We start from the raw sequence: 16156 nt of genomic DNA on the forward strand, positions 1-16156 counted from the left end.
CAGCCTTGATCGGCCAGATAATTCGCTATCGCCGCAACGATCCCCCGCGTCGATGTGCAGGATACCCGTAGAACATAGCTCTTCATGTCTCTTCCCTCGTAAGGCGGCTCATCACTCGCCGCTCGCTTATAGCAATCGAAAAGCGCGGGAAAGCGTCCCGCCCATTCCTCGCGACAGAGCTTATGATAGGTGGCGGAAAATTCCGTTCCTATTGCGCCTTCCAGACGCGTATCCCCGTCGTTGTGAAGGAAAGCCGCGACAGATCGACGGGAAACGGCTCAGGCGATGGCCGTCTGCTTCCTTTTCCACTTCCCCCAACGGCTGGGTGTCGTCAGCTCATGGACGATCGCGCCGCCGATCGCCGAGCCTACCATACAGAAACTGACGAAGACCGGGCCATGCGCCATGATATCGATCTTCAGCACGCCGCAGATGACACGCAGAAATGCCAGCGTGAAAGCATGAGTGATGTAGATGCTGTAGGAGGCGTCGCCGAGATAGCTCAGCCAGCCGATGACGGGCAGCTTGGAGAAATCGATCGAGACGGCGGAGTAGAGAATGACGACGGCCGGAATGCCCCACATAAAGGCGCGCATGCTGGCATCGCAGAGCGTCTCGTTGATCAGCAGGAAGGCGAATCCGACCACGAGGGCGGGCCAGGCGACGGCCTGCGGCAGCAGTATTTTTTCGAGATAGAGTTTGGCGAGAACGACGCCCGCCAGGAATTCGTAGATGATCGGGTCGCCATAGACCGTGGTGGCCGTCGTTTCCACCGGAAACAAGCGGCAGGCGAGGATGATCGCCGTCATCGTGCCGAAGAGGGCATAGAGCCGCCATTTTTCGCGCACCAGCAGCAACAGGCCGAAGACGAAATAGAAGAACATCTCATAATTCAGCGTCCAGCCAGGCACGACCACAGGAGCGATGAGGCCGGGGTCGGCGGCATTACGCCAGGGCAGGAACAGAAGCGAAGCCGCAAGATGCGGAATGTCAAACACCGTCGATTTCAGGATCGATGGTGCGACGAGAGCGACGGCGGCCGAAAACAGCGTCGCCAGCCAGTAAAGCGGCACGATGCGCTGGATGCGGCGGCGATAGAAATCGAGCGGGCGCACTTCGCGCCCCGCCGTGGTCAGCCACATGACGAAGCCGCTGAGCACGAAGAAGATATCGACGCCGGTTTCACCGAAGAGATGGAACTGCCAGTCGAAGCCGGAATTGACCTTCGGCACCTGCAGCACCGAATGGAAATAGACGACCATCAGCGCAGCAATGGCGCGCAGATACTGCAACTGTACAAGCATCTCGATCCTCATGCGGCCTCGGCCGACACAAGGCAAGGTCAGCCCGGCACTCTGCTGCCATCCACATTTGCCGGCTGTATCCGGGCAGTGCGCGGCTTTTCAGAAACGCGCATGTAACCGATCAGCAGCCAGAGCAGGCCGGCGATCTTGATGGAAAAGATCGCCGTGCCGCCGATCATCATATTCAGAAAAATGAAAAGAGAGAGTGAATGAGCGCACCGTCTTTGCGCCGCCGTTTCGCCGGCGGGGAAAAGGCAGACGAACAGCCAGAACATGATCAGGCCAAAAATCGTCGAACCATAGATAAGGTAGACATAACCACTGTCGGCGAATTCGCCGATGCGGGTGATATCCAGGCCGATAATTGCCTGGAAATCGAGATCCAACATCTTCTTGACCGTGACGCCGATACGGCCGGTGAAATTGTCGCCCACTTCCTCCGGCTTCATGAAATGCACAAAGAAGCCGATCAGGATGATCAGCGGCATCAGGATGAGATCGAAGGCCTTCGGGATCTTCGGGAAGGCGAAATAGCCGATGATACTGATGAAGGAGAAGATCAGCATCGTGCGCGTATCGTTGGTGAGCAGGATCAGCATCACAGTCGAAACGAATAGTGCCTTCTCGATCCTGCCGAGCTTCGGCCAGAACGAGAGCAGATAAATGACGATGACGCCGCAGAAATTGGCGAGCGACACCTGCTCCAGGAAGATCGACGAGGAACGATGGTCGATGAGACCGAAGGAGAAGCGGCCCTGAAAACCGAGCGCATTGGCGAACAGGCCGGTGTTGTTGAAGCTTGCCTGCTTGATGCCGCGGGTATTCTCGAAATATTGGCCGGGATGGAACAGGCTGACATAGAAGGGCGTGCTGACGATCTCGCAGACCAAAAACAGCAGCACGAAGAAGCAGCCGATGCGGAAAGCAAGCTTTACGGTACGTTCGCTCGCCCAACTGCCGATGCCGGCGAAGGCGACGATGATCAGCACGTTGCGGAACTGATCGATGAAGGGCACGCGGTTCATCACGGTGATGTAGATCGTGATGATCAGCGTGAATATCAGAAAGAGGAAGATCGGTAGATCTTCCTCGTAAATACCCTTTTTCAGCAGGTAAGCGACACTGGAGAGCATCATCATGCCTTCACAGAGCACGACATGCGAGACGGCAAGCGGTGTGATGTTGTGGTTGATATAGGCGAGGATGCAATTGTAGAGGACCGAAAACAGCGTGATCGCCAGGATCGGGTAATCGATGCGCTGCTTGTCCGTGAGGCTTTTCATGAAATGTCCAGGGCTGCCGCGTCCATCGGCCGGCGCAACCATAGCAGCGCCGTGATTCGGCACAAAGTGCTATACGCCCGTTCGTCTCCGCCGATCAGCCGGCTGGCTTGACGCTGGCGCAGGCCGGCGCAACCGGCGTCTTCTTGCCGGCGGCAGCGGCGACCACCTTCATCTGCGGCCGGTCCTTGCCACTACGCGGCTGCACGTTCAACGGCTCCTGTGATGGCCACCAGTCGCCGGCGGCCCAATAGGTCCAGCCGAGCCAGACGTCGCTGTTATCGGCCATGCCGTCGAAGACCTGCTTCAGCCCGTCGAGGCAGGGCTGGTTTGCCGCCACGCCGATTTCGCCGAGGAAACCGCGCTTGCCATTCTGGCGCAGCCAGGCGGTGACGTCGGTCAGTCCCTGCTTGGCCCGGTCGCTGCCGTCGCAGACGGGATGCGTGCCGGAACTGTCGGCGTCGAGATATTGATGAAACTCGAACGCGTAGAAATCGAGAGGGTCTCTGACACCGAGCATGACCGTGCCGTTCGCGCCGCCGCCGAGCACATCGGCCGCCCAGCTATGAGCACCGGTCCAGTTCGTGCCTGGCACGAGGATGAGATTGCGGGCGCCGACCGCGCGGATGCCGCTGATGGCGGTATTGGCCGCCTCCAGCCAATCGGGAGCCTTGATATCGTGCGGCTCGTTCATCAGGCCAAAGAACACGCCCTTTTGATTGGCGAACTCGACGGCGAGGCGCGCCCAGAAATCACCGAAGGCGAGATCGGTCGCAGGCGCCTGCGTGAGTTGGTCCTTGTCGTAATAGCCGAAATTATGCGGGTCCAGGACGACGGCCATGCCGTGCTCCTGGATGAGATCGACGGCATCCTTGAGCCGCTGCAGCTCCGTATCGTCGAGGGGCTGGCCGAGCACCGGCTGCAGCCGCTCCCAGCGGAAGGGCAGGCGGACGACATTCATGCCCTTGTTGGCGAAGTAGCGCACCGTATCTTCAGACGGATAAGTATAGTTGGTTCCGAGCACGCCGCTGCGGTCGCCGTATTCGGCCCCGGAAAGATTGATACCCCGGTAGCAGAGCTGTGATGCGGCAAAGCTGACATCAGCCTCTGCGGCGGAGGCGAGCAGAACCGCTGCGGCGAGCGATTGGCACAGCAGCCTCTTTGCCAGTCCGGTCATTGCAAGCTCCTGTTCTTCCTCGTGGCCGGTGTGCCCGTTTCATATGAACCTTCCGGTTGAATATTGATGAAGAGGTAGGCTTGGCAGGCTCTGTTCGGCGTCTCGCCATGGGACTTCCTGGGAACGTCCTTAATGTTCCGTTAGCCAAACATTTCTAAACTCAAGGCATCTGCTTGGCAGGACATGCGGGCAGAGCCCATGAAAGTCTGACATGAGCTCATTGGAACGAAGCAAGCGATCGAGCCAGCCTCCGGGTTGGCGCAGCACCGAGCCGTCCGAAGGACGGCGCGAAGGCTTGCGCTCGCGCAGCCCTGTGCTGCGGCCGAGGGACTTCGTCCATGAGGTTCAATCTGTCGCCGTCGAAAAACCGGCCGATCCGGTGGTGCCGGCAATCTCCGCCCCGGCAATCTCTGCACAGGATAAAATACTTCGCGAATTCGAGCGCAAATCGGAAGCCGCGCCGCAGCCGATCGCGGAGCCGGTCGTTGTCGCGGCCCCTTCGATCGCCGAGCCCGCTGTCGTTGTCGCGCCGCAAGCGGTTTCGCCTGCACCGATGCCCGCAGCCGATACGCCGCTTCTCGACCTGCGCTCGGCTGTCCGGTCGATCTGGGCGAAAAAGCTCTTGGTTCTTGCGTTCGCCGGGGCCGGGGCCGTGCTCGGCGCTGGTATCATTCCGCTGCTGCCGCAGAAATTCACGGCCGAAACCAGCCTCTATTTCGATCCTCGCCAGGTGGGAGGCGCTGATTCATCCCAGGCCGCGCCCACGGCGCCGGAACTGATCCTGACGATGATCGACAGCCAGACCCAGATCCTTTCCTCCGGCAAGGTGCTGGGCCGGGTCGTCGATGCGTTGAAGCTCGATCAGGACCCGCAATTCGACGGCGGCGCCACCGGCGATGCTGCAAAATATGTGGCGACGGCGGCGCTGACGAAGGCGGTGCAGATCGCCCGCGAGGCCAGCACCTATGTCGTATCCCTGAAGGTCACGACGCGCGATCCGCAGAAGTCAGCCAAAATCGCCAACCAGCTTGTCGCCTCCTTCATGGAGGAAGAGAACAAGGCGGCGGCGAATAGCTACCGCACCAGCAGCACCGCGCTGGATGGTCGGCTCGAAGATTTGCGCCAGCAGGTGCTTGCCGCCGAAAAGGCGGTCGAGGTCTACCGCGCCGACAACGATATGGTCGCCGTCGAAGGCAATCTGATTTCCGACAAGCGCCTGACCGCGCTGAACGACATGCTGGTGACCGCGCAGCAAAAGACGATCGAGGCCAAGGCGCGCGCCGAAGCGGCCAATAAACTGAGCTTCGAGGATGTCGTTTCCAACGGCTCTTCGGCGAATGCGACGGCAACGTCGTCATCGCTCAGTAGCCTGCGCCAGCAATATGCGACGCTCGCCGCCAATGTCGGCAGCCTGCAAAGCCAGCTCGGCGCCCGCCATCCGCGCCTGCTCGCCGCCAAATCCTCGCTGGACAGCCTGGCGGCGGAGATTCGCAGCGAGTTGCAGCGGCAGACGACCTCGGCCCGTGCCGATTACGAGCAGGCGCAGAAGGCCGAGCAGGGTATCGCCAAGGAACTGGCGGTGCAGAAGGCATCGCAGGTCAATACATCGGGCAAGCTGGTCGGGCTCAACGAGTTGCAGCGCAAGGCCGCTGCTGCGCGCGAGGTTTACGAGGCACTGCTGAAGCGTTCCGGCCAGACGAGCGATGCGCAGGACCTGTCGCAGAACAATATCCGCGTCATCTCCGAGGCCGAGCCGCCACTGACGGCGGATGGGCCGAGCCGAAAGGTGATGATGGTGGCCGGATTGATCGCCGGCGCCGTGTTTGGCATGAGCCTCGCCGCGGCCTTTGCCATCCTCGCCGGCTTCTTCCGGCATCCGGTTGTCCGCGGCTATCTCGGGAAGTGATCTCGGGGGCTGCCGCCGCTGCAAATGGCTCTTTCAAGATCGGGGATGCAATTGCGCGTCCGCTGTTCTAAAAGTGAAATGACGCAGAGAGTGATTGCATTTTGCTAATGAAGGCATAAAGACAATCAGGCTGTGCCGTGCGATACATGGTGGGACAATTTATGCGAGAGAAGCGGTCTGCTGTTCCGTTGACCGGCGCCTGGGGAAACTGACCCATGGTGCCCGCGGATAAGCTTGTTCTGCCGTTCCTGGCGCTGCCGCGCTCGACCAAACGCGCGCTGGCGCTGATTGTCGATGCCAGCCTCTGCGTGCTGACCGTCTGGTTCGCCTATTGTCTCCGCTTGGATGACTGGGTGATTCTGGAGGGTGTAGAGTGGCTGCCGGCGATCGTTTCGCTCCTCGTGGCCATCCCGATCTTCATCGTCCTTGGCCTCTATCGCGCCATCTTCCGCTATGCGGGCATGTCGGCCTTCATGACCGTCGTCAAGGCGGTGTCGATCTATGCGCTCGCCTTCATGACCATTTTTACGGCGATCAGTGTGCCCGGCGTGCCTCGCACGGTCGGCATCCTGCAGCCGCTGCTGCTGTTGATCGCCATCGGCCTGTCGCGCATGTGGACGCGCTATTGGCTCGGCAACGCCTATCAGCGGCTGTTGAACCGCAATCAGCTTGCCAAGGTACTGATCTACGGGGCCGGCTCATCCGGCCGGCAGCTCGCCGGCGCGCTCGCCAACAGCGCCGAGCTGAATGTCGTCGGCTATCTCGACGACGACAAGCATCTGCAGGGCAGCATCATGGGCGGCCTGCCCATCTATGATCCCACCGACCTGCCTGCCTTGAGCGTTTCGAGCGAGATTAGCGACGTGCTGCTTGCGCTGCCGAACGCGCCGCGCCAGCGCCGCAACGAAATTCTGGAAAGCATGCGTAAGGCGCGCGTCACCGTTCGTACCATGCCCGATCTGACGGCTCTCGCCCAAGGGCGCGTCGCGGTCTCCGACCTGCGCGAACTCGATATCGAAGACCTGCTCGGCCGCAACGTGATCGCGCCCGACCGAGCGCTGATCGAGAAGAATATCCGCGGCAAGGTGGTCATGGTCACCGGCGCCGGCGGCTCGATCGGCAGCGAACTCTGCCGCCAGATCCTGAAGAACGGCCCCTCCTGCCTGCTGCTGGTGGAGCAGAATGAATTCGGGCTCTATGCCATTCATGGCGAGCTGGAGAAAGCGGCGGCGACGGCTGACGACGGCGATATTCGCATCATCCCTTTCCTGGCGTCCATCCGCGATGGCCGGCGGTTGAGACAGATCATGGAGGCTTGGCGGCCGAAAACCGTCTATCACGCCGCCGCCTACAAGCATGTGCCTCTCGTCGAGTACAATCCCGTCGAAGGCATTCGCAACAATGTGCTGGGAACGCTGACGACTGCCGAAGTGGCGCGCGATTGCGGCGTCGAGGATTTCGTCTTGATCAGCACCGACAAGGCCGTGCGTCCGACCAACATCATGGGCGCCAGCAAGCGATTGGCAGAGATGGTGCTGCAGGCCATGGACGCGGACCGCAAGCCTGGTACTGACGGCACGAATTTCGCCATGGTTCGTTTCGGCAACGTGCTGGGTTCATCGGGTTCGGTCGTGCCGCTCTTTCGCCAGCAGATCCGCGATGGCGGTCCGATTACGCTGACGCATCCCGACATTACCCGCTATTTCATGACGATCCCCGAGGCGTCGCAGCTCGTCATCCAGGCCGGCGCCATGTCCGGCGGCGGCGACGTTTTCCTGCTCGATATGGGCGAACCGGTGCGCATCGCCGATCTTGCCCGCCGCATGGTGGAACTGTCCGGCCTGACCGTCAGGGATGAGGATGAGCCGGAGGGCGACATCGAGCTGGAAATCACCGGCCTGAGGCCGGGCGAAAAACTCTATGAAGAGCTGCTGATCGGCGACAATCCGCAGGCGACGACCCATCCGCGCATCATGCGGGCCAAGGAGGATTTCCTACCCTGGTCGGAGCTATCGAAGAGGCTCGCGGCCCTTGAGGCGGCGCTGGATGAAAACGACATCCCGCAGGCAAGGAACCTGCTGCAGAAACTGGTATCCGGCTATTCGCCCAGCGGCGAGGTCGTGGATCTCGTTTTCCGCGAGCGCGAGGTGGATCTAACCATCGGTCAACCGAATTTCGGCAGCGTCGCGGGGCTGTAGCCTTCGAGCGATTCTGAGACAGCACAGCGGGCACGGCGAAAGACGCAGCGGTTCTACAGTTTCCTGAAAAACGGAACCGCGTCAGCGTTGTTCGGTGTTCCCGATCATCGATTGAGGCTTGGCCTTCACGGTATAGATCCAGCGACGGAGCTGATCGCAGGCGCGGAACCAATGCGCTGTTGCGCGCAGTAGAAAATGCCGCTTCACGGCGCGATAGTGTACGCGCTTGCCGATCGTCGTATCGGCACGGAATGGACTGAAATCCGCCAGGTTTTCAAGAGTGGTGAAGGTTTCGACGCCTGTCGACCAGCCGCGCTCGAGCGCGACGTCGTAAGGAAGAAACATCGGCTTCAGCGTGATCAGCAGCTTCTTCGCGGCCTGCCGGTTGACGATGTAGCATGCGGCCGATCCCTGTGGCCCATGCAGACAGCGGCCGACAATATCGCATTCGGCGGTTTCGGATATCGGCTTGAAGCCGACCAGACGATGGTTGACGAGCTTCACCAGGCGGGCGCCGCAAACGCTGTCCATGGCGGCGAGTGCACGCGGAATCAATCGCTGGTTGAGTTCGACATCATCCTCCATGATGATGGCCATCTTGTCGCCGCTTGCGACAAATTGCTGCAGGGCAAGCAGATGGCTGCGATAACAGCCATACTCGCCAGCCAGCAATTTACGCCCGTTGTGATAGATGAATTGCCGCGGGTGGAAATCGATGCGGTCGCGTTCCGGGATCGTGCTGCCGTCGATAGCCGCAATTCGCGTGACGCTCAGCCCGTATTGGGCGGCCTGTTCACGCAGTCTTTCCCAGCGTTCGGGCGAACGATCGAGATTGATGACGTATATGCGAGCTTGTGGTGCCAGACTGTCGAGGCTGGCTACTTCCGCACTTGCGATGATTCGATTGCTCCGCTCGAGAATCACCCTTACTCCCACAAATAGAAATCCCGACGACGATGGACTTGAGCGGCCCCTGCTTCACTATATAGCAGGCTTCTCACTTTTCGCAAACCTAGATTGCACGCTTATGGTGTAGGCTCAAGTAAAAGCGTTTCCGTCAACGTAATTTGCTGTGAACGAATGTGCGGTTGCAAAGTTGCCCGTGTCGTCGGTTCATTTTCAGGCGCCATCTGTTGGCGCGCCGTGTGGGCATCATTATATCTACAACAGAGGGGTATTGTTGTTGCGCTCGCGTGGCGGAAGGATCCTAGAAACCCATGTGGACCAGACCGAAAATCGTCATTGCCGCATTGCTTCTCGCCAGCCTCGCGCCCGTGCCGAGCTTTGCCGACAATCCGCTGCTCCCCAAGCCCTATGTCCGCCCGGTCTACCCCTATAAGGACCTCCCGGGAGTGACCGAACCGAAGATGGCGGCCGACGAAAAATTCGAGTGCCGTACGACCACGGTGCGTCTACGCGGTTTTCACGAGGGCATCTTCTACCACAACCTGCCACGCCTCGGTTACATCTGCGAACAAAACGGCGTCCTCTCCGAGGGCACCAGCAAGCCGAACTATCAGTATTGGCAATATAACGGCCCGAACAGATAGACTCGGCCATCCCTTAAAAATAACCGGGAAAGAGATCGGTCCGACGCAACTCCGCTTCGAAGCAGCGCGTATTTCTGCGCGCCGGCGTGAAAATGAATTTCATCATATCGAGTATTTTACCGAAGCTCGTTGACGGATGCGAAAATTTCGCTCAAGCTGACGAAAATAAATTACGCAGCGGGAACGATACCAGTATGCGAGTGGGGATCATTGGACTCGGATTCCGTCTGGGATATCTGGGCTATGTTTTCAAAGCGATCGATGAGAGCTTCGAGATCGCGGGCTATGTGGATCCCGAGCCGGCTGGCCTGCAGGGCCTCACCGAAAAGGGCATTCCGGCCGGCAAGGCATATGCTTCCCCTGAAGAACTGATCGCGGGTGAAAAGCTTGATCTGCTGATGATCGGCTCGCCGAACCACATGCATCTCGATCATATTCGTCTCGGGCTTGAGGCCGGCCTGAAGATCTTCTGCGAAAAACCGATCGTCTCCACCATCGAGCAGAGCATCGAGCTGGCGCATCTGATGGCGAAATACGGTCACGAACGGCTGATGGTCGGTCTCGTGCTGCGCTATTCGCCGCTTTATCGCGACCTGCGTGCGGTTCAGGCCGCCGGAACGCTCGGTCAGATCGTCTCCATCGAGGCGGCCGAGCATATCCAGCCTTACCACGGCGCTTTCTTCATGCGCGATTGGCGGCGCTATGAACGCTATTCCGGCAGTTTCATGCTGGAAAAATGCTGCCACGACCTCGATCTCTATAACGGCGTCGTCGGTTCCCGGCCGGAACGGGTCGCAAGCTTCGGCGGCCGCAAGAGTTTCATCCCCGCCAACGATCCCGCCCGCGAGGGGATCAACGATCTCGAAATCTTCCATCGCAAGCCGAGCGGATGGATGGGTTCCGACCGCGTTTTCGACAGCGACGGTGACATCATCGACTACCAGGTGGCGATCATCGAATATGCCAACGGTGTCGGCATGAATTTTCACACCAATCTCAACGTGCCGGACCAGTTTCGTCGCTTCGCCGTCATGGGCTCGCGCGGCATGGCCGAGGGTGATTTCATTCGCGGCTATCTCGATGTGCACGAGATGCTGACCGGTAAGAAGGTCATCGAAAACAAATATGCCGCGACCGAGCTGTCGCAGCACTACGGCGCCGACGAGCAGATGGCTGCCGATATCATAGCGCATGTGAAGATGGGCGCGGCCCTGCCTGTCTCGACGCTCAATGCCCTGGAGGCTGGAATTCTCGCCTTGTCGATGGACGAGGCTCGCATGAAAAGGACCGTCGTCGATCTCAGGCCCATATGGGACAAGTTCGACGAAGCGCTGCATTCGCGAGCCGCTTAGAGGGAGGCGCAAGATGGGTGTTCAACGCAGCACAGTCATCTTCGCCTGGCTCCTGCTTCTTCCGGCTGTTCTCTATGTCGTCGTTGTCGTCGCCTATCCGCTGGTCGACACTGTGATCCTGTCCTTCACCGACGCCTCGCTGAAGAAGGTGACGAACTGGGTCGGCTTCGAAAATTATACGAAGATCTTCAACGACACCTTCGCCGCGGTGATTGTCCGCACCTTCATCTGGACGTTTTTCTCCGTGACGATCAAGATGATCATCGGGACCTTCGGGGCGATGATGCTGAATTCGGCCGTCCCCGGCCGCTCGCTTTTTCGGGTGCTGACCATGCCGCCCTGGATCGTGCCAATGGCGATCGGCATCTTCATGTGGGGCTGGATGTATAACGGCCAGTTCGGCATGATTTCCGGCCTGCTGCAGCGCTTTGGTCTCGTCGATGGCCCGGTTGCCTTCTTGGCCTATGGCAGCACGGCCTTCTGGGCGACGATTGTAACGGACGTCTGGATCGGCGTGCCGATGGTGACACTTTATATGCTGGCGGCCATGCAGTCGATTCCGCAGGATCTCTATGAGGCCGCCTGGACGGACGGCGCCGGACGGGCTTACCGCTTTCGCCGCATCACGCTGCCGCTCCTAGTGCCATCCCTGGTCACCATGTCGATGCTGTCGCTGATTTCGACGTTCAACTCCTTCGACATCATCTGGATCCTGACCCGCGGCGGTCCGAACGGGGAAACGACGACGATGATCATCGATACCTACAAGACGGCGATCGGGTCCTACAAATATGGCGAGGGTGCTGCCCGTGCAGTGTTGATCTGCATCTTCCTGTCGCTCTTCTGCCTTGCCTATTTCCGCCTCACCAGCCGCTTTGCCACGGGGGAAAAGCGATGAGCCATCCGTCGATGATCAACCGCTATCGGTGGTATGAGCTGGTCGGCATCTATGCCGGGATCCTTGTGTTTCTCGCCTTTGTTCTGGCGCCCTTCATCGAGGGGTTCCTTGTCTCGCTGAAGCCCCTCAGTCAGCTTTTTTCCTCGCCCTACCGCTTCATTCCCGAAAACGGGTCGTTCGAAGCCTATCGGACGATGTGGACCAGCGTGCCGGGCTTTGGTTGGTATATCTACAATTCGTTCCTGATTTCCGGCTCGATCACCATTATCGTCCTGATACTGGTGGTGCCTGCCGCCTATGCGTTTGCCCGTTTCGAGTTCAAGGGCTCCGGACTGCTGCTCGGCGCCTTTCTTGCCGTGAAGATGTTCTCCGGCGCTGTCCTCCTGATCCCGCTGTTCCGGCTCATGCGTTCCTTCGGCGTGCTCAACACCTATTTCGCCATGATCGTGCCGGGCGTGGCCTTCATCATCCCGACCGGAATCTGGTTGCTGCACACCTATATGAGGCGCATCCCCCGCGAGCTTGACGAGGCTGCCTATGTCGACGGCGCCAGCCAGCTCTATACGCTGCGCCGCGTCATCCTGCCGATCGCGATGCCAGGCATTGTGGTGGTTGCGATTTCCTCCTTCATCGAAGCCTATGCGCAGCAATTCATCTATGCGCTCACCTTCAATTCGAAGTCCGAATACATGCCGCTGCCGGTTGGGTTGTTCGCTTATTTCGGCCGGCAAGAGGTTGTCTGGAACGAACTCATGGCTGCAAGCTTCGTCGGCATCGCGCCGGCGCTGGTCGTGATTTTCTTCTTGCAACGTTATCTCGTCAGCGGTCTGACCGCCGGCGCGGTGAAGCAATAAATCATTCAAAATCACCAGAGAACGGGAGCTTAAACGTGACATTCCATTTCAAAACAGGGCTGCTTGCCTTTGCTTTGCTCGGCTCCACCGCGCTTGGCGCCGTCAATGCGCAAGCCGCCGACAAGGAAATTAGCTGGATCTATTGCGGCGACAGCATCGATCCGATCCATGTGAAATATATCAAGGCCTGGGAAGACAAGAATCCGGGCTGGGCAGTCAAGCCCGAGGTCGTCGGCTGGGAACAGTGCCAGGATAAGGCGACGACGCTCGCTGCAGCCGGCACGCCGGTCGCCATGGCTTATGTCGGTTCGCGCACGCTCAAGCAATTCGCCGAGAACGATCTGATCGTTCCCATCCCGATGACGGATGATGAGAAGAAGAGCTACTATCCGAATATTGTCGATACCGTCACCTCCGGCGGACAGCAGTGGGGCGTGCCGATCGCCTTCTCGACCAAGGCGCTTTATTGGAACAAGGACCTCTTCAAGCAGGCGGGTCTCGATCCGGAAAAGCCGCCGACCAACTGGGCCGAGGAAATCGCTGACGCCAAGGCGATCAAGGAGAAGACCGGTATCCCCGGCTATGGCTTGCCGGCCAAGACCTTCGACAACACGATGCACCAGTTCCTGCACTGGGTTTACACGAACAACGGCAAGGTGATCGACGGCGACAAGATCGTTCTCGACAGCCCGGAAGTGCTGGCCGCCCTTCAGGCCTATAAGGACATCACGCCTTATTCCGTCGAAGGACCGACCGCTTACGAACAGAACGAAGTGCGCGCCATCTTCCTGGATGGCAAGGTCGGCATGATCCAGGCGGGCTCGGGCGCTGCCTATCGCCTGAAGGACACCAAAATCAACTGGGGCGTCGCACCGCTGCCGCTCGGTCCTGCAGCCAAGGGCCAGGGCACGCTGCTCATCACCGACAGTCTTGCGGTTTTCAAGGGTACAGGCGTTGAGGATAAGGCGATCGAATTCGCGAAGTTCATCACCTCTCCCGGTCCGCAGGGCGAATATGAACTGCAGGGCGGCGCCGGCCTCACGCCTCTGCGCCCGTCGGCCCAGGTCGACGAGTTCGAGAAGAAGGATCCCTTCTGGAAGCCGTTCATCGACGGCATCAGCTATGGCGGTCCCGAGCCGCTGTTCAAGGACTATAAGGGCTTCCAGAACGTCATGATCGAGATGGTCCAGTCGGTGGTGACCGGCAAGGCCCAGCCGGCGGATGCCTTGAAGAAGGCGGCTGGCGATCTTGAGCAGTATAAATAAAGCTCGCAGCAACTGGGCCGCGCGCATCGTGCGCGCGGCCGCTTTTTTTGAGAGCCATGCCTCCCCTATAATGGCGTCGCGCGGAGACAGAGTTTGGGCAAGCTGCATCTTAACCAGGTCAAGAAATTCTACGGCCACTTCGAAGTCATCAAGGGCGTCGAGCTTGATGTGACGGACGGCGAGTTCGTCGTTTTCGTCGGCCCCTCCGGTTGCGGCAAGTCGACCCTGCTTCGGATGATCGCTGGCCTCGACGGCGTCACCAGCGGCGACATCATCATCGACGGCGTGCGCGTCAACGACCTGCCTCCGGTCAAGCGCGGCATCGCTATGGTGTTCCAGTCCTACGCCCTCTATCCGCATATGACGGTGTTCGAGAACATCGCCTTTCCGCTGCGCGTCGAGAAAATGGCGGAAGATAAGCTCAAGGCCAGGGTGGAGCACGCCGCCCGCATATTGCATCTCGATCAGCGCCTGCAGCAAAAGCCGGGCATGCTGTCGGGCGGCCAGCGCCAGCGCGTCGCCATTGGCCGGGCGATCGTCCGCGAGCCGAAGATATTCTTGTTCGACGAGCCATTGTCGAACCTCGACGCGGCCCTGCGCGCCGACATGCGCATCGAGCTTGCCAAGCTGCACCAACAATTGCAGGCGACGATGATCTATGTGACCCATGATCAGGTCGAGGCCATGACCATGGCTGACCGGATTGTCGTCCTCAACGTGGGCGAGATCGCCCAGATCGGCGAACCGCTGGAGCTTTATCATAAGCCGGAAAATAAATTCGTCGCGAGCTTCATCGGCAATCCTAAAATGAATTTCCTGCCGGTAACCTGCAAGGGCGTCACCGAGGCGGGCGTCGAGGTGGAATACAAGGGACAGACGGCGCTACTGCCGGTGACCCCACGCGACGGCGTTGTCGGTAAGGAGCTGACGCTCGGCATCCGCCCGGAGCATGTACAGCTCGGCGGCGGCGACATATCCCTGACAGTCATGCCGACCGTGATCGAACGGCTGGGCGCGCAGACGGTCGCCTATGCGGCGCTGGAACGTTATAGCGGCGAGAATTTCTGCGCCACGCTGCCCGGGAGCATCGCCATCCGCACGGATGTGCCGCTGGTCACCGGCATCCGCCTGGCTGACTGCCATCTTTTCGATGAGAATGGCCTGGCCTTCGAGCGCAAGGTGGAGTTGACGAATATCGATATGGAGCTGTTGAGTTCGCCTTCGCACCGACAGGAAGAAGGCCTCGCGTAGTGCGGATTTGAGGGCGCTAAGGCGCTGCCCCTCATCCGCCCTTCGGGCACCTTCTCCCCGAGGGGAGAAGGGTTGTTGCCACCTACCAGACCAGCCCGCGTGCAGCGACATCCTCGACGCGGGTCACGATGCCGTCTCGGTGAAACACCATGCGGTCGTACAGGTTGGAGACGACGCAGGTGTGGTTGGGGATGATACGGATTTTCTCGCCAATCGCCGGGCGAGGCCCGCTGCATTTCGAAAGATCGACCACCCCATGCTCTTCCGAGAGATTCGTGATGATGGCTTCGGGGTAGCCGACTACCGTGCCGTAGTCCGAAAAGCCGAGGAGATCGGAGGTCAGCGCCTTGGAACCGGCGTCGATGACCGCGCGGTCCGGCGTCGGGCGCGAGACCACGGTGGCGAGGATATGCATGGCGCAATCCTCCTCACTGCAATGACCCGCGCGCACCATCGCACGGTCGTTGTAGATGTAGGTGCCGGCACGGTGCTCCGTGGCCGCCGTCACCAGATGTGCCTCATAGAGGCTCGGCGTGCCGCCGCTGCTGACGATGGGGCATTCGATGCCGTCGCGCTTCAGGAGCGAGATGGTCGCGGCCAGAAAGGCCTGTATGGCCGCAGCGCTGTTCGGCCTCGGATAGGTCATCAACCCGCCAAAGATCAGGCCGGGCTTGCCGGCGATCTGTCTGGCAAGAGCCGCCGCCTCTTCAGGTGACTGCACCCCGCAACGTCCGCCGCCGGTATCGCATTCCACAAGTACCGTCAGTGGCGTCTGCGTCGCGAAATGCGCGGACAGGCCATCGACCGTAACCGTGTTGTCGGCGACCACTTTCAGCCCGGCGACACGATCGTTTAGCGTCGAGAGGCGGGCAAGCTTTTCAGGCCCGATGATGTTGAAGGTGATGAGGATATCCTCGAAGCCGGCATCGGCGAACACTTCGGCTTCGGTGATCTTCTGGCAATTGATCCCCTTGGCGCCGGCTGCTACCTGGGCGCCGGCCAACGCTGGAATCTTATGGGTCTTGATATGCGGCCGGAAGTTCAGCCCGTGCGCGTCCATATAGGATTGCACCCGGGCGATATTCGCCGCCATGCGGTCTTCGTCGATAATCGGCCGTGGC

At 59.9% G+C, this 16156-nt stretch carries 13 protein-coding genes; 8 read left to right on the top strand and 5 right to left on the bottom strand.

What is annotated here, in order from left to right:
* Window positions 1-278: 278 nt before the first annotated feature.
* From C9E91_RS01510 to C9E91_RS01520, 3 genes are all read right to left on the bottom strand, one after another.
* Window positions 279-1304, bottom strand: a complete 1026-nt coding sequence (locus C9E91_RS01510) for an acyltransferase family protein (RefSeq protein ID WP_107106626.1) — start codon at window positions 1302-1304, stop codon at window positions 279-281.
* A gap of 38 nt (window positions 1305-1342) precedes the next feature.
* On the bottom strand, window positions 1343-2587 hold the full coding sequence (locus tag C9E91_RS01515; protein ID WP_107106637.1) for a hypothetical protein: 1245 nt from the start codon (window positions 2585-2587) through the stop codon (window positions 1343-1345).
* Window positions 2588-2681: 94 nt separating this feature from the next.
* Window positions 2682-3761, bottom strand: coding sequence for a glycoside hydrolase family 5 protein (locus C9E91_RS01520; protein WP_107106627.1), 1080 nt, complete (start codon window positions 3759-3761; stop codon window positions 2682-2684).
* Window positions 3762-3972: 211 nt separating this feature from the next.
* On the opposite strand from C9E91_RS01520, the gene C9E91_RS01525 reads away from it, so the two are divergent.
* Together C9E91_RS01525 and C9E91_RS01530 are read left to right on the top strand one after the other, a co-directional pair.
* On the top strand, window positions 3973-5667 hold the full coding sequence (locus C9E91_RS01525) for a GumC family protein (RefSeq protein ID WP_107106628.1): 1695 nt from the start codon (window positions 3973-3975) through the stop codon (window positions 5665-5667).
* 215 nt (window positions 5668-5882) lie between these two features.
* Complete coding sequence (locus C9E91_RS01530; RefSeq protein WP_107106629.1) at window positions 5883-7865, top strand: polysaccharide biosynthesis protein; 1983 nt, start codon at window positions 5883-5885, stop codon at window positions 7863-7865.
* 81 nt (window positions 7866-7946) lie between these two features.
* Here the strand turns inward: C9E91_RS01530 and C9E91_RS01535 are convergent, their stop codons facing one another.
* Window positions 7947-8789, bottom strand: coding sequence for a glycosyltransferase family 25 protein (locus C9E91_RS01535; RefSeq protein ID WP_107106630.1), 843 nt, complete (start codon window positions 8787-8789; stop codon window positions 7947-7949).
* A 293-nt stretch (window positions 8790-9082) separates the two neighbouring features.
* On the opposite strand from C9E91_RS01535, the gene C9E91_RS01540 reads away from it, so the two are divergent.
* The 6 genes from C9E91_RS01540 (at window position 9083) to C9E91_RS01565 (ending at window position 15035) form a co-directional block, all read left to right on the top strand.
* A complete protein-coding gene (locus C9E91_RS01540; protein WP_107106631.1) occupies window positions 9083-9415 on the top strand; it encodes a hypothetical protein in 333 nt (110 codons plus the stop codon).
* Between the two features lie 194 nt (window positions 9416-9609).
* Window positions 9610-10767 carry a Gfo/Idh/MocA family protein gene (locus C9E91_RS01545; RefSeq protein WP_107106632.1) on the top strand — a complete coding sequence of 386 codons (1158 nt, stop codon included), beginning with the start codon at window positions 9610-9612 and terminating at the stop codon, window positions 10765-10767.
* Window positions 10768-10780: 13 nt separating this feature from the next.
* Window positions 10781-11665, top strand: a complete 885-nt coding sequence (locus tag C9E91_RS01550) for a carbohydrate ABC transporter permease (protein WP_107106633.1) — start codon at window positions 10781-10783, stop codon at window positions 11663-11665.
* Window positions 11662-12519, top strand: coding sequence for a carbohydrate ABC transporter permease (locus tag C9E91_RS01555; protein WP_107106634.1), 858 nt, complete (start codon window positions 11662-11664; stop codon window positions 12517-12519). Before C9E91_RS01550 ends, C9E91_RS01555 begins: the two co-directional genes overlap by 4 nt.
* Window positions 12520-12554: 35 nt before the next feature.
* Window positions 12555-13784 carry an ABC transporter substrate-binding protein gene (locus C9E91_RS01560; RefSeq protein WP_107106635.1) on the top strand — a complete coding sequence of 410 codons (1230 nt, stop codon included), beginning with the start codon at window positions 12555-12557 and terminating at the stop codon, window positions 13782-13784.
* Window positions 13785-13877: 93 nt separating this feature from the next.
* Window positions 13878-15035: an ABC transporter ATP-binding protein gene (locus C9E91_RS01565; RefSeq protein ID WP_107106636.1), complete on the top strand. Its 1158-nt coding sequence runs from the start codon at window positions 13878-13880 to the stop codon at window positions 15033-15035.
* 82 nt (window positions 15036-15117) lie between these two features.
* Here the strand turns inward: C9E91_RS01565 and C9E91_RS01570 are convergent.
* Window positions 15118-16156: D-TA family PLP-dependent enzyme (locus C9E91_RS01570; protein ID WP_107106638.1), on the bottom strand; the 1039-nt coding region annotated here is incomplete at its 5' end.

The organism is Rhizobium sp. SEMIA4064 (genome assembly GCF_003025035.1).
GTDB classification, from domain to species: domain Bacteria; phylum Pseudomonadota; class Alphaproteobacteria; order Rhizobiales; family Rhizobiaceae; genus Rhizobium; species Rhizobium paranaense.